This window comes from Pirellulales bacterium (assembly GCA_035546535.1).
GTDB lineage: Bacteria > Planctomycetota > Planctomycetia > Pirellulales > JACPPG01 > JACPPG01.
Genome location: DASZWQ010000094.1, coordinates 1 through 26,718, shown reverse-complemented (window position 1 = coordinate 26,718; position 26,718 = coordinate 1). Strand labels below are relative to the sequence as shown.

Here is a 26,718-nt window from a genome sequence, read left to right as displayed (position 1 = left end):
CCGCGGCGACTGCTTCGAGTGTCAAATTCTGCTGCAATAACTCCACCGCCTTACGTCGGCGCTTCTCCAATGCAGCAGGACTTCCGGGAGGTCTCATGCCCTCCAATATAACAGCCCATTGTCTGACTAGGACTCAATAGGTGGCACTGGCACGAAGCTCTCCGAGCGGCCTCGCGGGCCGACCGAATGGCGGGCACTAGCAGCGCCGCTCCCACACCGAGGACTAGCGTCGTAACCACGGCGATCTTCAGCAGTATACGTGACAGGGAACTTTTACTGACCGAATCATCAGGGGTAGAGTTTTGCTGTGCGTCGGGAAGTGTGGACATACGTTGTTCCGTTCAGGTGCAAAATTGCCTGGGGCGTCGCAACGAGTAAAGAAACCGCCAGCGGGTGTGCCTGGGGACATGGGGACACCATTCTACCTCGGGGACCGTCGAGGAGCAGACCGTTGATTGCCCTTTCAAATAGCCTTGGCGGCTTCCCGCTTTGCAGCAGCGTCGTGGTATCGCTGAAGTTTGAAGTACCACAATGCAAAGCCGACTACCGTCAGAATCGCCCCCACAACAATCCCGACTCGGCCATATCGCTGACAAGTCGCCGCGTAGTCCATCTTTCGCCACACGATCTCAAGATCATTGAGTATCTGGAACATATCGTCTCGCGCCTGGCGCATCTTCGCGATGTCTTCTGGCAGAACCTCATCCACGGATTCGCGGATGGTTTTCTCCGGAACCGTGGACAAATCCACGCCCTTTTCTCGCAGCTTTTTCTTTACTGCCTCGCTGTTCTTGCTATCAGTAGAATCGAGTATGGCTGCCGTAAAGGTCTGATAGTTAGTCGATAATGACTTGCGAATATCATCGCGAATAGACCCGTCAGAAGTGTTAAATGACGACGTGGGCAATGCTCTCCACTGACTTTTGTCTCCCGCCTTCACGCGGCCGTCCGCAATCAGCACTTCAACAGTCACCACCCGAGAAGCCTGCTGGCGCAGAATCGGTGCAATCTCATCTTGGATTTGATAGCCGATTTGAAACGGCCAAAAGAACGCTGTGACAGTCAATGCCAAGCCGCCGATGGCAAGCACCTTGTAGAGATTGTCCGTTGGTAATTTGTCGAAATCCATATCTATTCTCGCCATCGCTTGGAGGCTTAAAGAACGGCAAGTATTCTATGGTGCGCAGACAGACGTGGTCTACTCATCGCGATCTTTGACGCACGGGAACATACCATGAGGGACGGTTTCAGTCCTAGGACTAAAAGAGTCATCGCGAGCCGAGTTGGTTACCGTTGCTCGAATCCTCAGTGTCAAACTTGGACGACGGCACCCCAGGTTGATCCGGGCGAGGCTTACAATCAAGGCAAGGCGGCGCACATCACTGCTGCCTCTCCAGGCGGTCCCAGGTACGACGCGAGCCTTACATCAGAACAGAGACGCCACGCCTCAAATGGCATTTGGCTTTGCACATCCTGTGCTGACAGAGTCGATAACGCCAAGGCGGATTTTTCCGTCGAACTGCTGCGCCAATGGAAGGATGCGTCAGAAGCCTTTACGCTTCAGCAGTTCTCTCGGCCAGCATCTGAACTTGACGACGTGTTTGCCACCATTTCGACGCCGGTACGGTTCGGCCTGCAAACGTGCGTCGTGAAGGATGACGAGCAGATTCCTTACGCTACGATCTTCGATCCTGCTGACGGAGAAGTGGCCTTCTACACGAATCCAGCATTCGTGATTCGGTTTCTGATCCACAAGAATCCAAAGCTCGAAAACGTCTTGCTGAATCGAATCCAGTGCAAGGTGAATTGGCGAAGAGATTTGACGGACTATCAGCACCTATATTACGCGCTACCTTGTGAGACGAGCCTTTACCTCGTGCAGTTCGATGACCCAGCGGCCGGTGCCGGCGATGTGTTTTTCGCAGAGCGGTACTTTGATGCTGGGGACCGACCTGCAAGCGCCATGCAATTCGCACCGTTGCTGTTGAGTTCGGATATGGCAGACACTATCGACGTTCGATTTAATGCCAAACGCCAGGGACTCTACTCTGTGGACCTCGATGTCATTGTCAGTCACGGAGCGGCCGAGCAGACCTTGCCAGTAGGGTGTGGAGAAGTGTTTTTCGAGCAGCCTGAGGTATGGACGCCAGCGGCCGAGAAGCACGATGCCTGATGCCTGCGCCGGAATTTAGCGCCGGCATGCCTGACGCGGCATGCTCGATTGGCACAACACCGTGCGCGAAGATAGGGCCACGGCCGGCCACTACGGCCGTAAGTTGCACACCAAGGCGGGCGAAGTCACGTTGCAAGTGCCGCGGTTGCGGAACCTGCCCTTCGAGACTGACGGCGGACTTCGATATCACACAGCAGGGGCATTGGGTGCGGGTGAGCGAATCTGGATGCACGCAAAACTGCCCGGGTATCTCAGGGTGAACAGCACGGACGATGTGACTGAAAAGTTCCTGCTACTGTCGAACTCGCATAACGGGACATCCGCACTGCGGGTCCTCTTCACACCGATCCGAGTGGTCTGTGCCAACACTATGGCGATGGCACATCGCGGTGGAGATGCGGCACGAAAGTATTGATACTACGCTCAAGTGCTACGTTGGCCGTAATGCGGAGCGGACAACAATGCTGCTACGCGAAGCGTACAACAAGGCACGTGATTCAGCTGTTTGAGTCTGGCTGGCGGGACCCAAAATGAGTCCGGCTTGCAGGGATCATGGCCTTTTAATCGGTTCACCCTCCCCAAGACCGTAGTCGCATCGCCTTCCGTCAAGCGGACGGTGCTTATGTCGACGAACCCAAAAGTTTCCGGCTTTATAGGGTTCAGTAACCGGGAGCTTGCACTTCGGGCAAACCAACACACCGTTGCGTTGTTCCGCATCGTTTGGTTTCATTCACTCTCCACGTTACGCCCCAAGCAAGGAGATGCACGCCTTGTCCAGATGGAAAGACAACCGGTGCTTGAATCAATCCGCTCGCAAGAGCGTCGCTCCAACGCTGGCTGTTCCAAAGCAGTCGTCAGCAATCAACCGTGACGTTTACCGTGAGACCCCGGAAAATTCGCGGAATCCGAAAGCAACGGAAAGCCTCGCAACCACTATCGTTTGAATGGTTTAAGAAAGCACGCCCGGCTGGAATCGAACCAGCAACCTGCGGATTAGAAGTCCGCTGCTCTATCCAGTTGAGCTACGGGCGCGTGGATTGCGTTCCAGTTTAGCTGATCGTCGCGCTGACCGGAAACGGGTGGTCATCACCGAGTCTTGACGAATTCTGAAAGCGCATCATTCCGCATCACGGTCACCGGCGGACGTCTGACGGTGTGAGCGAGAAGATCGCGCTTTGCCAAGGGCCTGCGTCCAAATAGAGTCCGCGCTGCTGCAAGTCATGGCCGTGGCGCTCGTAGACCGCATCGCTCAATTGATCTTCGAGGCGCCATTGCGTGCCGGCCATATCGGTAAACGGAAGACGTACGTAGCACTGGCTCTGGTTCGCGGCAAAATTGACACCCACGATCAGCCGCTCGCCGCCGTCGCTTTCCCAGCTGAAAGCGACAAAGCAGTCGTTGGTCCAGTCCCCCTCCCATGCAGGGCCGCATTCCAGCAACTGCCACCGCCCCTCGCGAACCACTGGCTGCTGAAGAACGGCGAGCAGCCGCGCGTAGAAGCCCTGCAACCGCTCGTCGATCGGCTCTTCGGGCGCTCGGCAGAGGTGTGGCGAGATGTGCTTCTTGCGCCCCTCGAACTGCCCCTGATGGAAAAAACGCAGGCCAGGCGTCAGATAGGTGATGACCGCTGCCGCTTCATGGGTGGGCGGCGAAAAAACGGCGGCGGCGCGCGGTTCGTCGTGATTTTCCAAGAAGCGCATCAACTTGTCTTGATAATCGAGCCCCGCTCGCAGGTGCTCGCGCACGGGCCGGGCCTGCTTCTCGCGCAAGCGGTCGTACAGCCTCTTGTCGTAGGTATAGTCGAATCCCTGTTGCTGCAGCGTCCACTCCAGGTCCCAATAACACTCCGCCATGAAACAAAAGCCGGGAACTTTTTCACGAACCTGAGTTATCGCCCTGGGCCAGAAGGGATGTGCCTTGATTCCCCACGTGCGCTCGAAGATTTCCGGCAGCACCAGCATGGCCATGTCGCAACGCACACCGTCGCATTGCCCGGCGATCTTCTGTAATTCGTCGATCATCGCCTGCTGCGTCTCGGAATTGCCGTAGTTGAGCTGCACGACGTCGGGCCAGCCCGGGAAATACGGGTCGCGGCCGAGCGCCAGGATTCGATCGCCGCTGGCGCACTTCACCCGGGCGTAGTTCTGCGGCGCTCGGGCAACATCGACTTCCGTACCCGCAATGTAATACGCGGGATGCATCTCGACCCAAGGATGATCGAGCGCCGTATGATTCGGCACGAAATCCAGAACCAGCTTCAGCCCGCGCTGTTCGAGTCGTTCGCGCAAGCGTGCCAAGGCCTGGTCCCCGCCCAGATCACGGTGCACCGTGTAACCAGAGATGGCGAAACCGGAACCGGCGATGTCCTCCTCGACAAGATCGGGCAAAGCTTCTTCGAATTCACGCCGCCACGGAAGGTTGCTGCGCGAGATATCGCGCCCGACCTGGCCCGTCTGCCAAACGCTGAGAAACCAAATCCAGTCGAAGCCCCTTGCGGCCAGGCGATCAAGTTCGTCGCCCGGTATATCATCGAGCGTGGCGCGACGACCAAGGGCCCGCGACAGCGCCGTCAGCCAGACGCGCGTATTCATCTGGTACAGCGAGGGATAGAGCGGTGGACTCATGATGAGGACGATCTTGGCCGGGCGAATGAATGGAGAGATTCTTCCCGATCGTTTACGGAGCACCGGCCCGTGTGACCAGGAGAATCACACTCAACCATATCACGCTCAGAAGATGACTGCCGGAACCAACGGCAACTTGGCCAACGAGAACGCCCAGGCCAGCTTCACCAGGCGTCTTGGCCGGTCGCTTGCGCGGGCGATTTTGGTAGCGGTGTCGTATCCTGCGGCGGCAAGAGGCCTCTAGGTGCAAACCGACCCTCGATTATCGGCAAGCAGCAGGCCGCACTGCCCACGGTCGCAAAAAAGTCTCGCGGTGACTTCCTTGCTGCGATATAAAGTGGGTGTTTGCGCCTTTGGTTGACCGGGCCCTCGAATGCTCCCTATCAGGAACACCGACATGAGCACGCGTGCCGCTTACCTGCGTCGTGATCCGGCGGAAGTCACGCCATGGGCCGAAACGTGTGGGCAGATTCGCTGCCTGGTCGAAGAGAAGGACGGCGCCGCGGCCGAAGTCCATCACGTCGAAATCCACGACGCGAAATTGCATTACCACGCCCGCACCGACGAGTTCTATTACATCATCGACGGCCAAGGCACGATGATCCTCGACGATGAAACGATCGAGGTACACAAGGGGCGTGGTCGTATACGTGCCCCGCGGCGTCAAGCACAAGGCCATCGGCAACTTGACCGTGCTTACGGTGTGCATCCCGCGCGGCGTCCTGTCGGACGTTCACGAGCTGGAATAAAAAAAGGCGTCGGCTTCGCCTGCTCAGCCGCACGTGTTTGCGCCGTCTTCGCATCGGCCGACCTTATCTTTTCGCCGATTTGCCCTGGAAATTGAGCCAGCCCCTTTGCTAGGTTGCGACTACAGCCGGCGAGGCCATCGCTGAGCACGGTCACCACGAGTTGACCGGGGTATCCGTAGAGCTCGATCAAGACAGCGAGTATCCAAAGAGCCCATGTTCGTTTGCACGCTAAGGCGCGCAAGCGGCCATGGGCTCTTTTTTTTAGTCGCGTGCAGTCGGGAAGAATCTCTTGACGGTCGCAATTTCAAAGGCGGGCTTCCGGCAGATCATGCTCGACGTAACAGGAGCGCAATTCCGCGCGAACCCCCGCATCCACTGCACCCTACCTCTCTTGCTTCATCCAACGCTTCTATTCGCCGACCGAGCATTCATGGGGATGCCATTTTCCATTTCACCCTGAACGTCGCCTCGTTACTTGCCACCGAAGAATTGATCTCGCAATCAAACATTCAACTGCGCGCGATTTTTCTGGCAGTGATTTTACGGCGACGTCGCATTGCTGATTGACAGTTAACGGTAGTGAACGCCTTTGTCCCGGCTACCGAGCGGTGCCACGGAGGAATGCGCCAACGCGCTGCGCGGTTAAGAGGCAACCAGGCACTCTGATCGCATTGCTTCCGAGACGAACATCCTCCGCTGATGCGCAAAGTGATTCCGCGGGCAGGCGGTCTTTGCCAATCGTTTTTCGGCATTTGAACGGAGGATATTGCCATGCGAGTCTCGCGCCGCGCCGCCCTCTTGGGCGGCCTGTCTACGCTCGTTTCCGGAACCGCTTTCGGAAGAGGACGCACCCCGCCGCCACCGCAGCCGCGCTTGATCTTCAACGAGACCTTCATCAATCAGAAAACGCTCGACGCCAACTGGACAACCAACTCGCCCTTCGGCGACGGGCTGTTAAGCAACGCCACCTGGGGCGAGCAGCAAGTGTACGTCGGAGCCACCGGAGGTTACGGCAATCCCAGTCCCTTCAGCTTCGGCGCCACCGGGCTCACGATCACGGCCACGCCGATCGCCGCCGCGAATCGGCCGCCGCTCCCAGCCGGCGCCTATCCGACAGGCTACACCGGCCCGAACTTCGCTTGCACCTACACCTCGGGCTGTCTGTCGACGCTCGGGCTGGAGGATTTCACGCCGCCGTTCTACGCCGAGGTGTCGATCAAGAGCACGCCGGTACCCGGCTTCTGGTTGACCGGCGAATTCTTCGGCGATCCGATGACCGGTTTTCCCGAAATCGACTTCGTTCAATTGGCCACCAAGCGGCCCACGCAAAGCTATCCGGCCATGCTGACGGCCACCGGCGGTGAAGTGGCAGGCAACTTCGTCAGCGCGTCGCGCTCGGCGAATCTCTCCGCGGCCTTTCATACCTACGGCGTCGAATTTCTGACGACCGGCACGAACTGGTACCTCGATCGCAAGTCGGTGATGACCAGCCGGCAGGTCGTGAGGGGCAACCTGTTTTTCACGATCAACCTCGCCGCCGGCGACACCTGGAGCACCACCGATTCGGCCACCGACTTCATCGGTCCCCCCAGCGGCCAGGCAGGCTCGATCACGATCGGCTACGTCCAGGTGTGGAACATCAGACCGTTTTGACGACCGAAGCCCATAGAGGAATTCGCCGGACACTGCTGACCCGTCGCATTCTATTCCTATCTGCGACGGCGCCAGAGTAAAAGCAGGGTCGCTGATCCCATCAACAACAAGCCCGACGGTTCGGCAATCCATCGCACTGGTCAGCACAAAACACGGTGTAGGTTTTGAGGAACGGAATGTCCTGCTCGATCTCCTCGCCGGCGGCGTCAGTCTCCTTCTTCTTGAAGGTGGATGCGTAGACGACCTGGCTGCCGTGCTCTCCTTTCTTGACATGCCCGCCAAGCTCCAGTGCCTGCCGAAACGTCAGCCTGGACAGCGAGATAAAGCTGTGGCGTGTCGCATCGATGTACCGGGAGTTCGAGGTTTCTTTGGCGATACCGCCCATCGCAATGACGTTCTCGCCGAATGGGCAATTGTTCGCTCTTATCTGCGCGTCGCCGGAAGGCAAAGCGCGGCTGGGGTTATTCAGCATGCGTGGTGGATCATCCCTGTGGTCGAGGGCATTTTCGGTGATGCCGTGCGACGAGACGATCCTTTGCGGGCGACGTGTGTGTGCATTTCCCCGATTGGGAGACGAGCTTGCTCTGGCAGACGGTGCAGCAGTTCATAGATACAGTGCCACAACAGGTGAATGCAAAGTGACACATTCGCTTCCGCCGGCAGGGGGCGCGATGGAGGTCTCTTACGCTCGAAACGACGAGTCGCTCGTGGTATGTCGACCTTACACGGAAGTTCTCGAATTGGGTCGCGAGGACAACCGCGCACGCTTGTCGGGCAACTGGATGGGAGAATTCCGGACCGTGCGTGGCGATTTGTTGCTGGAAGTTGAGCCGTCGCACGATTTGCTTCTGCGAATGGCAGATTCCGATGTACCAGTAATGAGATTATCAGGGGCTTCTGAAAGAATCGGAGTAACGGCTGCTTCGCAGGACGGACGTCATCTTGCCGCCGGTGGTCACGAAGGGGTGGTCTACTTCTGGGACCTACAGAATCCTAACGTTCTGGGGAAGTGTGTCGGACACGAGAGGGGACTCCGTGATCTTTGTTTTTCTCCCGGCGGCGGTTCGATTCTCAGCCTTAGTGATGACGGGACCGTGCGGATCTGGCATACCGCAACTCGTGCCGAACTATTGCGATTTGGATCCGGGCGTGAGCGAATATTCTCGATGGCCCTAAGCCCGGACGGCACTTCACTGGTCTTCGGTGTTCAATGCGATGAAGGATACGGTTTGCAGATTCATCGTCTCGGCGGTCATCGAGACTTGCTGAAGGATCTCGATGTCTCAGCATTTGCAGCGCATTGATCCCAGTGGTATCTAAACGAGTCCTGGCGGTGCTCCGGTAAATGCACCGAGTTTGCTCACTCATGAAGTTCGCGCGTAACCTGGATGTCGGATTGGACACCAGCACCTGTTGCATGTAGGACCCACGATTGAAATGTAACTGCGACTGATTCGCAGCGTCCTGCGTTCGCGCCAAATAAAGGGGATTGAACGAAACCGCTGTCGCGGTGGATGGAGACGCGGCCCGGTTAGCGGTAATCGCGCCAATTGGGCAGACCGCGGCGCATTTCTTTGTTGGCTTCTTTGAGATCAAACGCTTCGGAGTCGAACTCGCCGCCGATCCATTCCAGTAGATCGTCGTGGCTTTCATGCTTCGGATCGCGGATGGCTTCCAAGAAGTCCATGTAGCCCCAAGGGCCGCCGCAATCTTCGGGCGGGCAGGCACGCGCACCTTCGGTGCAGCGCGGGTACTTCGCGCCGGGCTCTGCGGGCTGCACGCCTTCGTAGATGATCTCGTGGCGCCAGCCGTCACCGAAGTCATACTCGTAGTGGAAGCGGAACGATTTTCGCTTCTTATCCAAGAGCTTGTTCAAGCGGAGCTTCGTGGAATCGACGAAGTCCCGGTCTCCCCAGCCATCGTCGAGTAGCTCAGGGTCACCGTAGCGACGGCCGCCGATGTCGAACTGGTGCAAGTGCGAGTTGGTCCAGCCCATCGCGGTCTGAATGTGCTCGTGCAACTCATCGAGTGTGCCGTCGGCCACTTCGATGCGTCGCCAGATGGGCGGCTTCACGTCGAGTAGCGTGATCTTGAAGCGGTACACCTGCGACGGCTGCTTGGCGGCCGGTTTCTTCGCTCGCGCCATGGCGCGTCCTCCGTGATTTCGGGAAGTTCGTGAGACCATTTTGCACCGGCGCTGACGCGACAGCGCACGCCCGCCCCGCCGGTCGTGGCGATCGTGCCGATTATATGGTCTTGCGCGCTGCCGGTGACGGTGCCGTCACCGAAGACCGAACACCAGCACAAGCCCTACCGGGTTGTGCCGATCTTCCCGGAGCTGCGGCCTTACCTCGAAGATGCCCACGCTTTGGCTGCCAAGAAGGCCGTGTACCTGATCCAAGGCTATCGCGACGATACCCAAAACCTGCGGACTCAATTTGAGCGCATAATCCGACGCGCGCGGGTGAAGCCGTGGGAGCGCTTATTCCACAACCTGCGGGCCAGCCGGCAGACGGAACTGGCCGACCAGTTTCCGCTGCATGTGGTGACGGACTGGATCGGAAACTCGCCAGACATCGCGGAGCGGCATTATCTGAAGACGACCGAAGAGCACTTCAGGCGTGCACTCGGTGGCGCGGAACAGACGACGCGAAATCCGACGCAGCAAGCGGCCGTAAGTGACCAAATTGAATCGCAAACGCAAAAAGCCTCATCGTCGGAAGATGAGGCGTTGCTTGCACTTGCAAGATTATGCGTACAAGACGCGTTTGAAGGATACCCCCACGGGGAGTCGAACTACCTCGAAATTCCCGAGGAAAATGCCCCGTTTCCAAAAAGCGGTGCAGATTCCGGTGCAGATTTGCAACTAGCCGAGTTGATCGGGCTTTGGCCGCGGCTGGCCGCCGATTGCCGGCAAAGAGTGCTTGAACTCGCGCGGGCGAATTTGGCATAACGTGCGTGCTGGGTTTGACGGCTCGCTACCGTCGCGCACAGCCCCGCCGGCACGGCGCCTCATCCCGCCAGTGCCGCGGCGGCTGGCCCGGCTTTTGAAAGGATGAGTCATGGACGCCGCCAGCATACGGTCTTTGATCGAAGCGGAGCGCGCCGCCCGCGAGGCAGCAAAAAAAGCTCGCGAACCGTACTTTCGCTGGCGCGCCGAATTTTCGGCCTGGGATCTGAAACGGCGCGACCTGCGGCTCCGCAGTACTCCGAAGGAGTCAGCGGCCTGGATTATCTCGTTCGTAATGTCGTGTCGCGCAACGGAAGTACTCGCGGCGAAGCTTCGCGACGTACCCGACACCGGCGGTCTGACGAGCACGCCACTCTCGCGGCTGAAATCGCTGGCGGAGTCGAAAATGAGCGATGGGAACCGGGCGGTCGCGGTTGCCGCCCGTATTTTCCTGGCGGCAATCGATGGCAAAAGGAAAGCGTTGCGAGAAAGCCTTGAAGCGGTTCACGCAGCCGGCGAGGCCATTTTTGTCGGCGTGTCAGAAGCGATGGAGTGGCTTGTCTTCCGTTCGTCGTGCGCTCCCAAGAAATCGGTGCAGTGCAAGCCAATATCGCACGCCGCCATTTCGGCCGCGCAGCCGCAAACTTGGCTAACCAAGCCAACAGTGCAGGAGCGAAATGACTGGCTAAAAGAGCAGCATGCGAGGCTGCACAGCCCGAACGAGGTGCTCCAACTTTGGCGCAGGACGTATCCGGGTTTCTGGCCGCGACTATCCCTCGCGTCAGTGAAGCACGCGATTTACGCGAAACCTAAAAAGAGGTCGCGCACAAAGGTCACGGCATGATTTCACACGAAATCATACTTTTTCACCCATTGCGAAGGCTGTTTCACACCTCGAAGCCCTGACCTCTTCACACCTAGTATTCGGCCGTGGGTTGTTTACCAAACTCGACCGGGCCGAATCATGGCAATCTTCACAACAGGTCAGGTCGCCGAATTCGTCGGTACCGACGAATGGCGCGTTCGGCGCCTCTTTGAAGACGGCACGCTCCCCGAGCCGCAGAAGTTCGGAGGCAAGCGCGCCATTCCATCTGACCAAATCCCAGCAATTGTCGACGCGCTTCGCGCTCGTGGCTGGCTTCGGGAAGCGGAGGCCACGCAATGAGCGCTGCTGAGCCAAAATTGCTTCTCACGGCTGACGAAGCCGCTCGATCGCTTTCTATCTGTCGCAAGTCGCTTTGGAGCCGTACGCAGCCGCGCGGGCCAATTCCCTGCGTCCGATTTGGCTCCTCGGTGCGCTACAGCATTGAGGCGCTTCGGCGGTTCGTCCGCGAGCAGGAGGCCTTTGATGTTCGCCCCCGGAATTGAAGCCGACCTGGCATTGATCGTCGACCGCGGCGAGACCCCCGAGCTTCGCGCGCGACTGGCCGAGGAATTACGCGATTTCGAGCAGCGACGCGCTGCCGGAGCAGACCGAGTGAGACCAGCTGCCGAATGGCTTTGCATCTTTCTCGGTGGGATCGAGCCGAACTTTCGACGCAGACGGCAGCTCGCGATCGATGCGGTCCGCGGGCGTCGGTCGTGGCTGGTCCGCCAGGTCGTTCGGCAGCTGGCAGAGGAGTTGCGGAGCGAGGCGAGCGGGGATCAGCCGGCATGAAAATTCCCGCGGACGTTCGCCCGGAAAACATTTGCGCGATCGTTGACACGCGCGAGCAAGACCCGCTCGACCTCGCGCCCCTGCGCGTGCTGCCAGGGACGCTCGCCACGGGCGACTACAGCGTGGCGGGAATTGAGCACCTGGTCGCCGTCGAACGCAAGTCTCTGGCCGATCTGCTGGCGTGCGTCGGTCGTGAGCGCGAGCGGTTCGACCGCGAGTGTCAGCGACTTCTAGGCTACGACACGCGCGCCATCGTTGTCGAAGGGGAATGGGCGGACCTGGAGCGCGGAGACTGGCCAAGCCGCGTCACGCCCGCCGCAGCGGTCGGATCGCTGCTGGGATGGGTCGCGCTCGGCATCCCCATACTCATGGCCGGCGGCCACGAGCGCGCGGGCCGCTACGTATCGCGATTGTTGTACATCGCCGCGCGCCGGCGCTACCGCGAGATTCGCGCGCTGGTGATGCGAGCAGAGAGCACGGAGGCGGATCGATGATCGAGAAAATTTTGGCCCGATTCGAGGGCGTCCGATCGACCGGGCAGCGTCAGTGGGAAGCGCGTTGCCCGGCGCATGACGACCGCACGGCCTCGCTCTCCATCGGCGTCGGCGACGATGGCCGCGCGCTGTTGCATTGCCAGGCGAGCTGTTCGACGCAGGCGGTGGTCGACGCCGCGGGTCTTCGGATGCGCGACTTGTTCCCAAGCAACGGCGGCAAGGTTCAAAAGCGCATCGTCGCGACTTACGACTACCGCGACGAAGCCGGCAATCTGCTTTTTCAGGTGGTGCGGTACGACCCCAAAGACTTTCGACAACGCTCCCCCGACGGCAACGGCGGCTGGTCCTGGAAACTCAACGGCGTTCGGCGCGTATTGTACCAGCTTCCGAAACTCGCCGCCGATCCCGGCGAGCTAATCTTCGTCGTCGAAGGTGAGAAAGACGCCGATCGACTACAAAGTCTCGGCGCTGTGGCGACGTGCAACGTGGGCGGGGCGGGGAAGTGGCGAGCCGAGTACAACGAACATCTGCGCGGGCGCCATGTCGTCATCCTGCCAGACAGCGACGAACCTGGCCGCAGGCACGCGCAGGAAGCCGCGCAATCGCTCCGCGGAGTCGCGGCCACTGTGCGCGTCCTGGAATTGCCGGGGCTGCCGGCGAAAGGCGACGTTAGCGACTGGCTGAATGCCGGGGGCACCGTCGAACAGTTGCGATCGCTCGCGCTGGCGGCAGAAGAGTTCGAGCCCGGGCATCGTCATGATGAACAGGATTCAGGTGCCCGATTTGGGCACTCCAACGAGCATCACAGTGAGGAAGCTGGGGTTCCTGGCATCGGCCGGGCGGAAGGTCAAACCGACAACGCGAATGCGGATCGTGTGCTGTCCCGTCACGGCGATTCGCTTCTCTTCGTCGAGCGACGGAAGTGCTGGCACGTTTACGACGGGGCCCGCTGGGCCGAGGATCACGGGGTGGCCATATCGCTGGCCAAGCAGAACGCCGAGCGGTTATGGACCGAGTTCGCGGCGACAGCTCCGGGCCTCGCCGGCAATACCCTGTCGAACGCGCTGAAGTTTGTCAAAGCGAGCAACGGCGGCTCGGCAATTAGCAACGTCGAAAAGCTCATGCGGGCCGATGCACGGGTCAGAATTCCTGATCGCGATCTATCGAGCGTGTTCGACGCGCAAGCCCACTTGCTCAACGTGCTAAATGGAACTGTCGACCTCCGAACCGGGGAACTGCGGCCCCATGACCGATCGGACAGGATTACCAGGCTGGCCCCGGTGACTTTTGATCCAGACGCCGGCTGTCCCCAATGGCGCGAATTCATTCGATGGGCCACGGTCGATGATCGCGAGCTAGGACAATTTTTGCAAAGATCGCTTGGCTCCGCATTATGGGGAGAGGTTCGCGATCACGTGCTGCTGATCCTCTACGGCACGGGGCGCAACGGCAAGGGCACGCTGTTGTCCGTTCTACGAAAAATCCTCGGTGACTATGCTACCGAGGCCGCCAAAGATTTGCTCATAGAACGCAAGCACGAGGGCCATGCCACGGAACGAGCCGCGCTTTGCGGCCGGCGACTGGTCACATGCACGGAAAGTGCCCGACGCGCACACCTCGACGAAGCCCTTGTCAAGCAGTTGACGGGAGGCGACACAATCACGGCCCGCGGGATGAGGGAAAATTTGTGGTCGTTTCAGCCGAGCCACACGCTCATCATGGCCACGAATCACAGGCCGCGCATCTCGGGCACCGACCTGGGCATCTGGTCGCGGATCAGACTCGTGCCGTTCAACGCCAGAATCTCTGACGCGGCGAAGGATACAGGATTAGCTACCAAGCTTGAGGCCGAGGCATCGGGAATTCTGTCTTGGCTGATCGCCGGCTGCCGCCTGTGGCAGGATGATGGATTCAAGCTCATGGATGCTGCCGCCGTCACGGAGGCGACGGCGGAGTACCGCGAATCGTCGGATCTGCTCAAGCCGTTTCTCGACGAATGCACGATTGAACAACCGCACGGGCGCGTGCTATTTGGCGACCTGCGCGAGGCGTATCTCAGTTGGTGCAAGACTCATGGAATAGCGCAACCGATGGGGGAGCGAACGTTTAGGGAGGACTTGGACGCCCGCGGATTTGAAGGAAAACCAGGCGCGCAAGGCAAGAAATTTAGGCTCGGATTGGTGCTTAGGTGACAGTTGGTGACAGCTGTTCCGTATAAGCGCTCACGCGTACGCGTATAGAGATTAACGGGAACAACGGTAACCAACTGTCACCTGCCGGAAGCTTAACGCGATGAAACTCGTTATGGGCAAAGGAGATTGGCCCGATTTCGTCGGCTTCTGGAACCCCGACGCGTGCGCGTACGACATTCGCCAGGGTGACACTCTGCGGTTCTGCGCGAGCCGTGAAACCGATGAAGCGGTGCCCACCCCGGTGCGCGAGTTCGCAATGGCGGGAACTTGCCGGCGGAGATGATTTCGAAATAACCGACGTTCGACGGCCAGAATGAAAACAACAAAGCAGCTCGGTTTGTTCGATCCGCCAAGGCCCAGGCGTCGGCGACGCTCTGCGGCGCGTCCCAGCTCGCAAGCCGAGTCGCACTGGGCCGCATCGCTCCAGTTAACGCATCTCGAATGGCTTGCCGCCGAGCGCGATCACGGCTGGCGACTGCCACGGAGGGCGACGTGAGCGATCGCAGGAAGCCGCTGCCGCTGATTTTCCTCACCGTTCAAGTCGCGCGCTGCCCGCATTGTGGAAGCGACAAGCACTCCCACAACGGAAGCCGCGACCAGGGGGACGGCAGCCGGCTCTGCTATCGCGTATGCAGCAGATGCGAGCGCGCGTTTAGGACGGTTACCGAGTTCGTTCCTGTTTCAGGAAAAGACGCCGACGCCGGCTTGTATGATTCATTCGGCGAGTGAGTTCCAGGAGTTTTTCCCCATGACGATCGAAAGCGCAAACGTTGTGACCGTCGGCAAGCTCTGCGAACTATTGCAGGCAGGACCGGGACAAGTTCGCGCTGCCGCCCAAGCGGCGGACGTGAAGCCAGTGCTCACGATCAATGGGACGATGGTGTACTTCGACGAGAGCGATGTCGGCCGCATTCGCGCCGCGCTGAACAAGCCCAAACGGAGCCAGTCCACATGACCACAGAGACCGCGGCATCGGCCGCACCACTCACGTTCGAAGCCATCGCGACCGAGCACCCCGAGCTGTGGCTCGCCGTCGTCATGGCCGAACGCCTAGCGCCTGCCGGCCACCTGATCGCAAGCCGGTCGACCGAGAAATACCTCAACGACCTGCAGGCCGCCGGCTGCGAAGCATTGGCCGACCTAGCCAAGGCAAGCATCGTGCGCAAGGCCATCGCCCGCATCGCCGGTTCGGGGATGTAGCATGGGGCGAAAACACTACCAGCCGGGTGATGTATCAAAACGCCACACCACCCCCGAGGGGGAGGGGGGGTCAAAAATGTTACGTCGGATGGTCTCTCGTACGCCCCCAAAGCGCGCAGATTTTCACACGGGTTTTTCAGAAACGAGCTTTTGATGGGCCGCAGAGGACCTAAGCCGGTTTCCGCCGCAGCGCTTTTGGCGCGCGGTAATGTCTCGCTCGCCCGAAAGCGCGCGCGACAGGAAGCGGCGTTGACCAACGGGACCGGCAGCTTGGCCGGCTGGACCCCGGCAGACGTTGAGCAGTTGGCCTGGGGTGGTGTGGGCCCGTTCGGTGACCCGCTGGCTGGCAATTTCGACTGGAGCAACGCAGCCAAGTGCTGGCGCGACATTGAGCGGCCGATTAGGCGCGCGTTCCGCGATGAGCTCGAGCAATTGAACGTCGCACCAATCGAGCCGCGGTGCTGGTATGAGTTGACGAATCTAATTCCGGTCGAGCCTTTCCGCGACCGAAGCGGCAAGGCCGTCCACCTGCCAGCGCTGCAATCGCTTTCGAACTGGGCGCTGTGGCAATCGCCGCCGGGCGCTGCCCCGTCCTGCGAGACCAGGCTCAGCTACTATCTGCGGCTCGACATTCTCGACCTGAGCACCTGGCAACCGTCGGAATCGGCGTCGAGTTTCTGGGGCGACTATCTCGCTGAGCAACGCGCGCTCGCGAAGTTCCAGCCGCAGGAGCTGGCGTCGCTGGCAATCCTATTCGACCCCGATGGCTCGCTGGAATTGCTGACGCGCGAGGAAATGAAGCGAGCACGCGAGTACATGAACTGACCCGGCCAACCCGCGCCCCACCGCGACCGGCGCGCGGTGCGAGCGATTCAAACACGCCGGACCCCGCACGGAGGATCACGACAATGCCACTGATGAGCACGGAATTCGCCCAAGCGACGCTGGTGCCGCCGCCACAGTCAATCGGGACCGTGGACCGCGCCGACTACCATCGGCCGAATGCCCGCGCACTGGCGAAACGCAAATGGTTCGGAAGCGACGGCAAGCCGGTGTTTTCGCTCGAAGAGGATCCCGGCTACCGCGAGAAATTCGAGCGGTTGCAGGCGCTTCGCGGCGAGCTTGCCGAAGTCCGCGGGCAAATCGACGAACTCAATCGGCAACGGCGCTTGACCGCCGAAGAGCGCCGCCAGGCCGCTGCCGCAGCAATGATATCGGGCGCTACTAACAAAGCCGGCGACGCGGCCGAAGTGCCGCAGCTCGACCCGGCGGAAATGGCTCGGTTGCAGGACCGCCGCGCGACGCTGGTGCTCGCGCTTGGACAACAGGAAGCGATCGTTCAGACCGCGCAGCGTGACGCCGCCAAAAAAATTGTGACGGCGCATCGCCTGAAAGAAAAGTACGGCGAACTTGTGCGCAAGCTTTTCCAACAGGCGCTCGCCCTCAACGCCGCGCAGGCGGAAAAGCGCGAATTCGAGCACGCACTGAGCGCGGCCGGACTAGACGGCCACGTGCCCCTCGTCCACCTGGGCGGGGCAAACTTCGGCGAGCCGGATGACGCGAGCGGCTCGAGACTGTGGTACTTCACACGCGAATGCAAGGAAGCTGGCTACGACCTCGGCAAGTAATTGGGCGCGGGTCGCCCCGTCTGCGTCGCGCCGCTGGGAACGGCGGCCGGCGCGGGCGGGCGAGCGTGAAAGGAAGAAGAAGTAATGGCAGTCGCCGGCAGTATCAACGTCCTGTTGACCGCGCAGACGGAGAAGTTCGCGCGCGACCTGGAAAAATCCGGCAGGACGGTGAGCGGCTTCGAGAAGCAACTCGCTTCGCTGACGGGCCTCGTTACCAAGACATTTGCCGGCTTCACGGCTGGCAAGTTCCTTCTCGGTTCGGTGCGCGCCTGGGAAGAGCAAGAGATGGCCGTTAAGCGGCTGAATAGCGTCCTGGAGGCGACGGAACACGCTGCCGGATTGAGCAGCGAAGAAATCGAAGGCTTTGCCGCCGTCCTGCAGCAGACCACTCGCTTTGCGGATGAAACCACGATCGCCGCCGCGTCGCTCCTGGCCACCTTTGACAAGGTGCGCGGCAACAACTTTACGCGGGCCCTGGCGACTGCGGCGGATGTGGCCACCGTCAAGGGGATGGAACTCTCGGAAGCCACCCAGCTCGTGGGCAAGGCGCTTCAAGCGCCCGCCGATTCGTTCGGCAAGCTGAAAAAAGCCGGCATCATCTTCGACAAGCAGGCGCAGGACAACATCAAGTCCATGGTCAATCTGGGCAAGGCGGCGGAAGCTCAAGCCGTCCTGCTCGGCGAGTTCGAAAAACGATTCGGCGGCGCGGCCGTTAATGATCTCGATACCTACGCCGGCGCCGTCAGTCGATTAAGCAACTCGTTCGGCGAACTCAAAGAGGCCCTCGGCCGGCCGATCGCGGCCGCGCTAGCCTACGAAGCCAAGAGCCTCACCGAGGGAATCAATGCCTTCCGATACGCCACTGGGCTTATGGACCAGGCGGAGGCTGATCGATGGTTTTACGCAGCCGGCACCGGTCCGCATGTACCGCACGCGCCGACCCCTTCGCCGGGGCCGCCCAAGATCATGCCGTCGCCCGCGCAATTGGCGATACAAAAGCTTTTCACGAATCCGAATTTCGGACGTGATAACTCTATTTCGGACCCCTTTGGCAAGGGCGCCGCGGCGCTCGCGAAAGCGACCTTCAGTCCGCAGAACAAAGTCACCGACTCGATCAACAACCCCGGCATCCTCGGCGGCATCGCCAAGGCCGTCGAGGAGCAAAAGAAATTCGCCGAAAAGCTGAACGAAGACACGCGCTCCCCGCTGCAGGAATTCAACGCGACGATTCTGCAGCTCGACCGGGCGCTTAAGAGTGGGGCCATCGATTTCGAGGAGTACGAGCGCGGGGTGGAAAAGGCGAGTGGCGCCTTGTTGAAGAATCAGCACGCGGCGACGGGTTTGAACCCGGCACTCATGTACGAATCGTCCGAATCAATCACCGCTCGCGTCGAAGCGGACGCGGTGCAACTGCAGCAGCAAGAAATCAGAGAGTTGAAGGAACAGACGATCACGCAGAAACAGCAGCTTATGGCCCTGCAGCGAACCGCGGCAGCAGCCGACCGCATGACGAACTGGATCTCGGGATTAGGCGAAAAATGAGCACTCTTGAAGCGCAGTTGGCGGCGCACATGGTTAAGACCGCCGAGCTATCCAACGCTGTGGAGGCGATGCAGCGCGAAGTCTCCGCGGTCGTGAATCGCGGTATCAGCCTGAACGCGACGCTAGATCAACTTCTAGCGGCGCTGTATGGCCAGCAGGAATCACACATCAAATTGCAGCAGGCGATTTCGGAACTGCCGGACGCGGCGGGCGACTGCACAGACTGGGGAGAAACATAGCGATGGCCGATGAACTACGCGTGATTCGATTGGAGCGAAGCGAGCCCGACGCCGACCGCCAAAAGGTCTCCGCGATGATCGAGAAATCTGCGCGGCGAGGGATGGCCGAGATTCGATCGCTCGTTGACGAGATGCGTTCGTTGGGGAGTCACGACCCGCGGAGAAGCGATAAGCTTCTCCGCGCGCGACTGCTCAAGGCGGAACTGGACGAAACGCTCGCAACCGCACGCGATGTCGCGCGGGAGGGCGCCGGCCGCCGAGACTACGACGAGATTTACGACAATGCTTGATCGTCTCATCGGCGCGGAGATTCGGAGCGACGCCCGCGGAGGCCGCTGCCTCGTTTGGTACGCGGCCGTCTTCGATCGTTGGTCCGAACTCACTCGCGGCCATTACGAAATATTCGACCGACGCGCATTCGACAAAGTTCTAGCGAGTCAAACGCCTGTGCGCGCGCTGATCAATCACAACAGTGACCTGCAACTGCGCTCGACCGCGGACGACTATCCGGCGCGGCTCGTTGCCGATTCATACGGGCTGCGCGTCGAGGTGCCGCTGATCGGCAGTCCGCACGAGGCGCGAGCTTGCCAGATGATTCGTGATCACGAGGTTCGCGGCGGTAGCTTGGCGATGCGCGTAGGTCGCGACCGCTGGCAGGTGGTTCCGACAAGGACGCTCGACCATGATCGGCTGTGCAAACCCGGTGCTTTGCTGCGAACGATCGTCGAAGTGGAGCACCTTGCGGAAGTGACGCTCGCGACGCGCCCCGTCTATCGCACCACAGCGCTAACGCCCGTTTCCGATCCGATAACGCGCGAGATGGGCGAGCGCCTTCGCATTGTGGAGGCCGCATGACGAACGATGACGAACTGCCCGAGCTGCTGACCGCGCAACAATTGGCCGCGTTTCACGGCATCCGCGTGAACCTGATTTTTCCCAGCATCGCTTATCACCAACTGCCATGCTCCTACCCTGATTTGCTGCCCGGCCGCGTGGCATGGAAGAGGAGCGAGGTTTTGCAGTTCATCCGTTGCGGCAAGGTGCCCTACGGTTCGCGTCATGCAAGGCGGCCACGATGACGCCAGAACTAGCCCGAGACATGATCGAAAGCGAAGGCTGGCGCACGAGCCGCACGGCGATCGTCGACGACGATCGTGCTGCCGTGCTGATCGTCATGCGGCGCGGCAAACGAACAATTCGCGTCTGCCGGCAGGATGAAAATGCGGCCTGGCAAGAGGCCCTCGCGAAGTGCGGGGCCGATGCCTGGACTGTCGCCCGTTGATTAGTCCGCCGAGAGGAAAACTATGCCCATTCGTAAACCACTCGGCTATCGGCAACTCACGACGATCGACGCAGCCACGACGCTTTCCCCGCCCGCTGGCGCGCAATACGCCATCATTGCCGCCGACTCGGCGAAGGGAATTAACTTGCGATGGCGGGACGACGGCACGGCTCCCACGACCGCTGTCGGCATGGAGATCCTGGCCGGCAATGAGGAGCCGTATACCGGGGACTTGTCGGCCGTGCAGGTCATCGGCGTTTCGACCGGCGCCGCGGCGAACGTCGCGTACTACGCGTGAAGGGCTTCAGCCACCGCTGAAGGCACTGACGATGGCCGCAATCACGGCAGAGACCGCGGCAAAGACTACGACGAACACGAAAGCGAACGCCAGGCCGAGCCCCTGGCCGATCATGCGGCCGAGTTTACGTTCCCGGCCGGAACGCGTGAGCGGAACACCGATCGCCCGCGAAATGCGTGCTTTCTCGGCGGAGATTCCGAGAGCGCGACTGAGGGAAAACGATAGTCCGAACTTCTTGCCCATGCGGCAATGATGGCTGGCGCGACGCGCGATTGCAAGGTGTTCTTTGACAAGTCGACTTAGCCGTCCGGCCTCGCAAAGCCGGGCGGCGCGCTTGTTGGTCAACTGCCGCCCCTAGCCGAAGTTTTTAGAGGTGAACGCATTGCCGCCCCGCTAACGCATTCGCGCCGATTCCGGGATAGTTCCCACGCAAGGCCGTCCGGACGCGTTAGACGCGAAGCTGTGCGGCCGTTTTTCGGGGAGAGATCATAAGCGTACAGCAGATTGCTTGCTTTCTGCGCTTTAAGCAAAAATTCCGCGAAATAGCTGGCCTAAGCCCTGGGGCCAGGATTCACGTTGACAGGAAGTTGCGGGACTGGGAAAATGGTCCCGTCAAAGTTCGCCGCGGACTCTATCGTGGCACAAGATGAGAGTCAAACTCAAGATGAGAATCGAGAGCCCCGGTCCGTGCGCTTGCGCGCAAGCCAAGGGTGCGTTCGCGCGCCCAAGGCCCGCAAGGCGGCCTCATCTCCGCCTGACAGCGAGGGTGCGGACCGGGACTCATTGTTTTGCGCTCGGCCCTCTGCCAGCGCATGAAAGGTGCCGACATGGCTACCGCGTCCTTTACCCGTCAGTACGTGGTCCGCTGCATCGATCCCGATTGCGAATCGCGCGAGCTGCTCTACACATCTGACCGTAAAGAGGCCGAGCGCACCGCCCGCGAGCTCGACTGGCGGCAAACACGCTCGGGCTGGCTTTGCCCCTGTTGCGCGCCGCGCGGGAAGGGGGTGCCGGGATGAGCGAATCGCTTCGCGATTTTTACCTCAAAGCTGCCGGCGCGCGATTTCGGAAAACTTTCCCCGACCGAGCCCCGCGCGGCGCTTTCCTGCACTGGAATCGCTTTGAAAAATTCCTTCGGCACGAGCCCGATTTCGCCGACCTCAACCGCGCGACCTTCGACAGCTTTTGCGACTGGCTGGCGGCGCGCCGTCTTGGGCATCAGTCGCGGAAGGACACGCGCGGCGCTATTAGGTCGCTATGGCGCAGAGCCTATGATGCCCAGCTAGTCGAAACGCGGCCGGATGCAAGAGAGTTTGTGCATTCGGTATCGCATCCGGCGGGGACGCTCGAACGGGCTTATCTGGATCAGGTGCGCCCGGCAATCCAGCACCCGGCCTACCGCGTGAGTTGCGACCGCGCACTGTCGAAGTTCACGTTTTGGCGCGGCGGTCCGACGATGCTGCGCCAGGTCAACGATGAAATGATCGACCAGTTCGGCGACGCCTTGCGCGTCGCGGGATTTAACAAGTTCTCCGTCGCTGATTACCCGCAAATCGTGCGGCGCGTGCTGCGGAAAATCGACCCAACGTTGTGCCGGCCGAAGCGGGCCGGTTATCCCGGCAAGCCGTTCGTAGTTGGCGAACCCGGCAGCCTATCGCATTTCGCGAATAGTTATTGCACCAATCGCGACCTTGCCCGAGCGTCGATCGACCAGATTCGCTACGCGGTCGTGGCTCTGCAAAAGCATCTGGCTCGCGACGCACTGCTCACGGATCTGAACGCCGACACGCTCGGCGAGTTTATCGGTGCCAGGATCGATGCCGGCATAGCGCGTAGAACGGTGCATCGCCAGCGCGGGGCGTTGCTCTGCCTGTGGCGCGAAGCGGCGCGGCGAAAAATGCTGCCGCCGATCGAGGAAGTGCGCCGCGTCAAAGTGCCGAAGCCCATCCCGCGGGCGTGGCTGGTCGAGGAGTTTCAAAAACTCCTCGATTCCGTCGCGTGCGAGAAAGGGCGCTTCGATTTGGGCAATTGCCTTGCGAAAAAGTCCGACGTTCTGCGCGCCCTCGTGCTGACCGGTTTCTACACCGGCCTGCGGCCGACCGACTTGGTTGACCTCCGCAGCGACGAAGTGCTTGCCGGCGGTGTCTTGGTAATTCGCCAGAAGAAAACGGACGAGCCCATCCAAATCAAACTGCCGGACGATTGCAACGAAGCGATCAGTTTGACCAGGCCCGAGGGCCGGGAACTTGTCTTCCCACTCGCCAGAAAGCGAGCGTGGTACTGGGTGCGCAAGGCCATCCTACGTGCCAAGCTCCAAGGCTCGGTGAAGTGGCTGCGGCGGACGGGCGCGACGCGGTGCGAGCAGATGCAACCCGGAAGCGCGAAAGCGTATCTCGGGCATTTGACCGACGGCCTTGCGTTGCTTCATTACGTCGACCGTCGCCAGATCAAGTTTACCCGGCCGGTCCCCGTGCTCGTTGTAGGGCCGGCACTGGATGAGTCCGATTCTGGAACCGGCTTCGCCCACTCGCCGCGCGGAAAGGGGGTGTGCGCATGAGCACGAAAAAACCACAGCTCAAAAAGCCGCTCGCCGCGTTTATCGACGAATCGATCAGGAGTGGGACGCTGCCGATCACCCGGCGCAGCCGTCGGGCGTTCATAAACGCGATAAATCGCTTCACCGAATCGCTTGGCCGCAGCGCGTTGGTTTCGGACCTGTCGTATGCCGGGTGGGCCACCTTCGGCGATTACATCTATGGCAAGTACACCGCGCACACTTGCGAGAACTTGCGTTACTATTTCCGCCGATTGTGGCGATTGGCCTTCGAGCTGGGCCACGTTTCCACCGCGCCGCCGCCGAAGACGTACGCAAGCGCGAAATGGGCAGATGCGCAGATCGGCAAGCCCGAAAAAGGCGAGAAGCCCAAGACGCTTCGGCAGGTGTTCGTCTGGTACTACAAGCCCCTCCGCCTGCGCGGGCGCGGCGAAAAGAACGATTTGCAGTACCGCGTCAACATCGACCACCTGCAGAAGTTTCTCGGCCGCGAACCCATATTGACCGACCTGGACGATGAGCTGATCACCGCGTTTATCAACTCGTTCGTCGAGAGCGGCCGCGCACCGGCCACGGCGCAAAAAGCACGCTCCCATATTTTGGCCCTGTGGCGCTTCGCCGCGCGAAAGCAGTTCGTCGACAAGTTTCCCGACGTTCCTGCGGTCCCGCAGCCGCAAAGGATCCCCAAGGCTTGGAGCAAGGCTGAGCTGGCAACCCTCTTCGCAGCGTTGCGAGACGAGCCCGGCGAAATCGGTGGCGTGCCGGCGGGCGCTTGGTGGTTGGCCCTGCACCAAATTCTGTGGTGGACCGCCGAGCGGATTAACGCGGTGATGCAACTGCGCTGGTCCGACGTCGACCTGGATAGCGGCTGGCTGATCGTGCCGGCCGAATTTCGCAAGTTCCAAACGGCAGACAAATCAACCGAACTGCCCGCCGAGGCAATCGAGGCTCTTCGGGCGATACGAGAGCCGGCGCGCGAATTGCTTTTCCCCTGGCCGTATACGCCGGTTTATCTGTGGGCCAAGTACGGTCGCATCCTCAAGCGAGCGGGACTGCCTACTGATCGAAAAAGCAAGTTCCACCGCATGCGCAAGTCGGCGGCTTCCTACTTTGAAGCAGCCGGCGGCAATGCGACGGAACTGCTGGGACATTCGGCCCGCCGCGTGACGCTCAACTATCTGTCGCCGGCAATCGTCAAACCGCAACAGACGGCGGGAATGCTCTTCAGCCCGACGGCGCCGAGAAAGGACGGTGCCGCATGAACAACGACGAACTACGAACGCTCATTCGCCAACTTCGCGCGATCCGTGCCGGCACGATTTTCGAGAGTCACCATTGCCGCGCGGTCCTGATCGAGGCCCGGCGGCTAGAGACTCGCTTGGACAAAGCGCTGAGCGCTGTGTTCGACGCACGACGCCGCGCAGAAGAGCAATTTTGTCTTGGCTGGCCGGACGCGAAAGGGGCGCCGTGGCGGCTTGAATAGCGGAGAAGGAGAAGAGGCCCGCACGGCCTGATGCGTAGCGCTGGCCGTGGCCGTCGTACTCGGTGAATGTACGGCAAACCGCAGGACCGTCCTGACAAGATGGCCCTGGCCGCCCCGCTCGGTGAATGCGGGGCAAAACCGCCGCGGCGAGCTAGAACGCCGACGGCAAGACCCGCGGGGGCGACGGACGGAGCCGCGCCTGCCGCGGGATTTTGAAAACGCAATTCGGAGAAAGGAGAATCGTAGTTCAATGGCCAGTATTTCGACAGATGCAAAGGGCAATCGGACAATCCAATTCATAGCCAGCGACAGCAAAAGGCGCAGCGTACGACTTGGCAAAGTTCCGATGAAGACCGCGCGTGAGGTCAAGATCAAGGTAGAAGCCATCAACGCGGCCATCGGCGCCAAGCTAAGTCTCGATCAGGAAACAGCAGCGTGGCTCGGTGGTATTGGCGCAAAGCTGTACGACCGACTAGCGGCCGTGGGGCTGGCGCCCGAACGTGCCGGCAAGGAAGCCACAGAAAGGCTCGGCCCCTTCATCGAGCGATACCTTGCGACAAGGACCGACATAAAGCCGCGCACGCGAATTAACCTCGGGCAGGTGCAGCGCGACCTGCTCAAATTCTTCGGGGCCGATAAGTCGCTGGCCGACGTGACCGAAGGGGATGCCGACGAATGGCGTCTCTGGCTTCGGAAGCGACTAGGCGAAAACACGATACGCCGGCATTGCGGCCGAGCGCGCCAGCTATTTCGAGCCGCGGTCAAGCGGCGATTGATTCCGGCCAATCCTTTCGCCGACATGAAAGGCATTGCAGTACAGCCGAACCAGGACCGGTTTCATTTTGTGAGCCGCGATGTGGCGACTAAGGTGCTCGCGGCTTGCACCGACATCGAATGGCAATTGGTGTTCGCCCTGGCCCGCTACGGCGGACTACGCACGCCTAGCGAGACGCTGGCGCTCAAGTGGGGCGACATCGACTGGGAGCGCGGCAGAATGCGCGTGACGAGTTCCAAGACCGAGCACCACGACGGCAAGGCATACCGCATGGTGCCGCTATTCCCCGAACTGCTGCCCCTCCTGCAAGCCGTCTTCCATGAGGTCGAGGGGCGCGAGGATTGGTCGCTGCGACCGGACAGGCCGATGAGCGCCGAGCCGGTGATCACGCGATACCGCGACCAGAACGCAAACCTACGTACGCGGCTGCTAAAGACAATCCGACGCGCCGGGCTCGATCCGTGGCCAAAGCTGTTCCAGAATTGCCGGTCGACGCGCCAGACGGAGTTAGCTGAGACCTTCCCCGCGCACGTGGTATGCGCCTGGATCGGCAATAGCGAAGCCGTCGCCAAGAAGCACTATTTGCAGGTCACGGATGAGCACTTCGAAAAAGCGGTGCAGATTCCGGTGCAGTACACGACGGTAAGGGCCGGTAAGGCTGAGTCAGCTAGGGAAGCGATTTTGAAAACTGCCGAAGCTTACAAGTCCTTACCTGCCAATACCTTAGAGGGATACCCCCACGGGGAGTCGAACCCCGGTTTTCGGGCTGAGAACCCGACGTCCTAGGCCTCTAGACGATGGGGGCGTGCATCACGGCGAACGCCCTCGACGATCGATCAATCGTCCGCAGGCGTTCGGCGAATCCGCCAAGAACACTCCTTCACCCTGGTCCGCCCGCGGCTATCCCACCCAGGGACAACACGGCAACGCAGAGGGAAGCTAGTTTCGTACCGCGTTACGCGTTCTCTGTCAACCGCCCTCGACGGCCTAAGAGCCGTCCGGGCCGTCTGCGGCGGCGCTTGCGCGCAGGGCGGCGCTCGTCAAACTTTATTGCTGTCAAATCTTATTGCGCCCGGCGGCGTGGTCCTAGCAGCCTGTTGAAGAACTCAACGGGCTGCGACATCGCAGGGATGCGATGGCAAAATATCGACGTAAGTCGTTATTTTGCGAGCCGTGCGAAGCTTTGCTTCGCACTTGGCGAGGTTGAAAAAAGCCACGAGGGCTT

General features: G+C 60.5%; 29 protein-coding genes and 2 tRNA genes. 23 read left to right on the top strand and 8 right to left on the bottom strand.

Annotated elements, in window-relative coordinates:
- Nucleotides 1-463 precede the first annotated feature (463 nt).
- Nucleotides 464-1,129, bottom strand: coding sequence for a hypothetical protein (locus VHD36_12145; GenBank protein HVU88061.1), 666 nt, complete (start codon nucleotides 1,127-1,129; stop codon nucleotides 464-466).
- A gap of 105 nt (nucleotides 1,130-1,234) precedes the next feature.
- Here VHD36_12145 and VHD36_12140 point away from each other — a divergent pair, with 105 nt between their 5' ends.
- Entirely contained in the window at nucleotides 1,235-2,173 is a 939-nt protein-coding gene (locus VHD36_12140) for a hypothetical protein (GenBank protein ID HVU88060.1), read from the top strand.
- A gap of 958 nt (nucleotides 2,174-3,131) precedes the next feature.
- Here the strand turns inward: VHD36_12140 and VHD36_12135 are convergent.
- Together VHD36_12135 and VHD36_12130 are read right to left on the bottom strand one after the other, a co-directional pair.
- Nucleotides 3,132-3,205: transfer RNA gene (locus VHD36_12135), tRNA-Arg, on the bottom strand.
- Nucleotides 3,206-3,306: 101 nt separating this feature from the next.
- A complete protein-coding gene (locus tag VHD36_12130; GenBank protein ID HVU88059.1) occupies nucleotides 3,307-4,797 on the bottom strand; it encodes an alpha-amylase family glycosyl hydrolase in 1,491 nt (496 codons plus the stop codon).
- Nucleotides 4,798-5,194: 397 nt separating this feature from the next.
- Here VHD36_12130 and VHD36_12125 point away from each other — a divergent pair, with 397 nt between their 5' ends.
- A complete protein-coding gene (locus VHD36_12125; protein ID HVU88058.1) occupies nucleotides 5,195-5,641 on the top strand; it encodes a cupin domain-containing protein in 447 nt (148 codons plus the stop codon).
- Nucleotides 5,642-6,317: 676 nt separating this feature from the next.
- Nucleotides 6,318-7,199: a glycoside hydrolase family 16 protein gene (locus VHD36_12120; GenBank protein HVU88057.1), complete on the top strand. Its 882-nt coding sequence runs from the start codon at nucleotides 6,318-6,320 to the stop codon at nucleotides 7,197-7,199.
- 100 nt (nucleotides 7,200-7,299) lie between these two features.
- On the opposite strand, the gene VHD36_12115 is transcribed toward VHD36_12120, so the two are convergent.
- Nucleotides 7,300-7,671 carry an ArdC-like ssDNA-binding domain-containing protein gene (locus tag VHD36_12115; protein ID HVU88056.1) on the bottom strand — a complete coding sequence of 124 codons (372 nt, stop codon included), beginning with the start codon at nucleotides 7,669-7,671 and terminating at the stop codon, nucleotides 7,300-7,302.
- 268 nt (nucleotides 7,672-7,939) lie between these two features.
- Between VHD36_12115 and VHD36_12110 the strand changes: the two genes are divergently transcribed.
- Nucleotides 7,940-8,503 carry a hypothetical protein gene (locus tag VHD36_12110; protein ID HVU88055.1) on the top strand — a complete coding sequence of 188 codons (564 nt, stop codon included), beginning with the start codon at nucleotides 7,940-7,942 and terminating at the stop codon, nucleotides 8,501-8,503.
- A 227-nt stretch (nucleotides 8,504-8,730) separates the two neighbouring features.
- On the opposite strand, the gene VHD36_12105 is transcribed toward VHD36_12110, so the two are convergent.
- Nucleotides 8,731-9,345 (bottom strand): plasmid pRiA4b ORF-3 family protein, encoded by a 615-nt coding sequence (locus VHD36_12105; protein ID HVU88054.1) that lies wholly within the window; start codon nucleotides 9,343-9,345, stop codon nucleotides 8,731-8,733.
- Nucleotides 9,346-9,429: 84 nt separating this feature from the next.
- Here VHD36_12105 and VHD36_12100 point away from each other — a divergent pair, with 84 nt between their 5' ends.
- The 16 genes from VHD36_12100 to VHD36_12025 all read left to right on the top strand — a co-directional run bounded on the left by VHD36_12100 (nucleotide 9,430) and on the right by VHD36_12025 (nucleotide 20,681).
- A complete protein-coding gene (locus VHD36_12100; protein HVU88053.1) occupies nucleotides 9,430-10,152 on the top strand; it encodes a hypothetical protein in 723 nt (240 codons plus the stop codon).
- A gap of 109 nt (nucleotides 10,153-10,261) precedes the next feature.
- On the top strand, nucleotides 10,262-10,993 hold the full coding sequence (locus tag VHD36_12095; protein HVU88052.1) for a hypothetical protein: 732 nt from the start codon (nucleotides 10,262-10,264) through the stop codon (nucleotides 10,991-10,993).
- A gap of 120 nt (nucleotides 10,994-11,113) precedes the next feature.
- Nucleotides 11,114-11,314 (top strand): hypothetical protein, encoded by a 201-nt coding sequence (locus tag VHD36_12090; GenBank protein ID HVU88051.1) that lies wholly within the window; start codon nucleotides 11,114-11,116, stop codon nucleotides 11,312-11,314.
- Nucleotides 11,315-11,802: 488 nt separating this feature from the next.
- Nucleotides 11,803-12,300 (top strand): ERCC4 domain-containing protein, encoded by a 498-nt coding sequence (locus VHD36_12085; protein ID HVU88050.1) that lies wholly within the window; start codon nucleotides 11,803-11,805, stop codon nucleotides 12,298-12,300.
- On the top strand, nucleotides 12,297-14,492 hold the full coding sequence (locus VHD36_12080) for a phage/plasmid primase, P4 family (protein ID HVU88049.1): 2,196 nt from the start codon (nucleotides 12,297-12,299) through the stop codon (nucleotides 14,490-14,492). Before VHD36_12085 ends, VHD36_12080 begins: the two co-directional genes overlap by 4 nt.
- Before the next feature lie 748 nt (nucleotides 14,493-15,240).
- Nucleotides 15,241-15,447, top strand: a complete 207-nt coding sequence (locus VHD36_12075; protein HVU88048.1) for a hypothetical protein — start codon at nucleotides 15,241-15,243, stop codon at nucleotides 15,445-15,447.
- On the top strand, nucleotides 15,444-15,692 hold the full coding sequence (locus VHD36_12070) for a hypothetical protein (GenBank protein HVU88047.1): 249 nt from the start codon (nucleotides 15,444-15,446) through the stop codon (nucleotides 15,690-15,692). Before VHD36_12075 ends, VHD36_12070 begins: the two co-directional genes overlap by 4 nt.
- 153 nt (nucleotides 15,693-15,845) lie before the next feature.
- A complete protein-coding gene (locus VHD36_12065) occupies nucleotides 15,846-16,517 on the top strand; it encodes a hypothetical protein (GenBank protein ID HVU88046.1) in 672 nt (223 codons plus the stop codon).
- Nucleotides 16,518-16,600: 83 nt separating this feature from the next.
- Nucleotides 16,601-17,320, top strand: a complete 720-nt coding sequence (locus tag VHD36_12060) for a hypothetical protein (protein HVU88045.1) — start codon at nucleotides 16,601-16,603, stop codon at nucleotides 17,318-17,320.
- Nucleotides 17,321-17,404: 84 nt separating this feature from the next.
- Nucleotides 17,405-18,862, top strand: a complete 1,458-nt coding sequence (locus tag VHD36_12055) for a hypothetical protein (GenBank protein HVU88044.1) — start codon at nucleotides 17,405-17,407, stop codon at nucleotides 18,860-18,862.
- On the top strand, nucleotides 18,859-19,101 hold the full coding sequence (locus VHD36_12050) for a hypothetical protein (protein ID HVU88043.1): 243 nt from the start codon (nucleotides 18,859-18,861) through the stop codon (nucleotides 19,099-19,101). Before VHD36_12055 ends, VHD36_12050 begins: the two co-directional genes overlap by 4 nt.
- A gap of 2 nt (nucleotides 19,102-19,103) precedes the next feature.
- Nucleotides 19,104-19,391 (top strand): hypothetical protein, encoded by a 288-nt coding sequence (locus VHD36_12045; protein ID HVU88042.1) that lies wholly within the window; start codon nucleotides 19,104-19,106, stop codon nucleotides 19,389-19,391.
- Nucleotides 19,384-19,956, top strand: a complete 573-nt coding sequence (locus VHD36_12040) for an HK97 family phage prohead protease (protein HVU88041.1) — start codon at nucleotides 19,384-19,386, stop codon at nucleotides 19,954-19,956. Before VHD36_12045 ends, VHD36_12040 begins: the two co-directional genes overlap by 8 nt.
- Nucleotides 19,953-20,180 (top strand): hypothetical protein, encoded by a 228-nt coding sequence (locus tag VHD36_12035; GenBank protein HVU88040.1) that lies wholly within the window; start codon nucleotides 19,953-19,955, stop codon nucleotides 20,178-20,180. The genes VHD36_12040 and VHD36_12035 overlap by 4 nt, the downstream gene beginning before the upstream one ends.
- Entirely contained in the window at nucleotides 20,177-20,383 is a 207-nt protein-coding gene (locus VHD36_12030; GenBank protein ID HVU88039.1) for a hypothetical protein, read from the top strand. Before VHD36_12035 ends, VHD36_12030 begins: the two co-directional genes overlap by 4 nt.
- A gap of 22 nt (nucleotides 20,384-20,405) precedes the next feature.
- A complete protein-coding gene (locus tag VHD36_12025) occupies nucleotides 20,406-20,681 on the top strand; it encodes a hypothetical protein (GenBank protein ID HVU88038.1) in 276 nt (91 codons plus the stop codon).
- 6 nt (nucleotides 20,682-20,687) lie between these two features.
- Here VHD36_12025 and VHD36_12020 read toward each other — a convergent pair whose 3' ends face one another.
- Complete coding sequence (locus tag VHD36_12020) at nucleotides 20,688-21,026, bottom strand: hypothetical protein (GenBank protein ID HVU88037.1); 339 nt, start codon at nucleotides 21,024-21,026, stop codon at nucleotides 20,688-20,690.
- A 556-nt stretch (nucleotides 21,027-21,582) separates the two neighbouring features.
- Nucleotides 21,583-21,900 (bottom strand): hypothetical protein, encoded by a 318-nt coding sequence (locus VHD36_12015; GenBank protein ID HVU88036.1) that lies wholly within the window; start codon nucleotides 21,898-21,900, stop codon nucleotides 21,583-21,585.
- 96 nt (nucleotides 21,901-21,996) lie between these two features.
- On the opposite strand from VHD36_12015, the gene VHD36_12010 reads away from it, so the two are divergent.
- From VHD36_12010 to VHD36_12000, 3 genes are read left to right on the top strand one after another with little or no spacing between them, the layout of a single operon-like run.
- On the top strand, nucleotides 21,997-23,238 hold the full coding sequence (locus VHD36_12010) for a hypothetical protein (GenBank protein ID HVU88035.1): 1,242 nt from the start codon (nucleotides 21,997-21,999) through the stop codon (nucleotides 23,236-23,238).
- Nucleotides 23,235-24,497: a site-specific integrase gene (locus VHD36_12005; GenBank protein HVU88034.1), complete on the top strand. Its 1,263-nt coding sequence runs from the start codon at nucleotides 23,235-23,237 to the stop codon at nucleotides 24,495-24,497. The genes VHD36_12010 and VHD36_12005 overlap by 4 nt, the downstream gene beginning before the upstream one ends.
- Nucleotides 24,494-24,718, top strand: a complete 225-nt coding sequence (locus VHD36_12000) for a hypothetical protein (protein HVU88033.1) — start codon at nucleotides 24,494-24,496, stop codon at nucleotides 24,716-24,718. The genes VHD36_12005 and VHD36_12000 overlap by 4 nt, the downstream gene beginning before the upstream one ends.
- Nucleotides 24,719-26,225: 1,507 nt before the next feature.
- Here VHD36_12000 and VHD36_11995 read toward each other — a convergent pair.
- A tRNA-Glu gene (locus tag VHD36_11995) sits at nucleotides 26,226-26,298 on the bottom strand.
- Nucleotides 26,299-26,718: the final 420 nt, after the last annotated feature.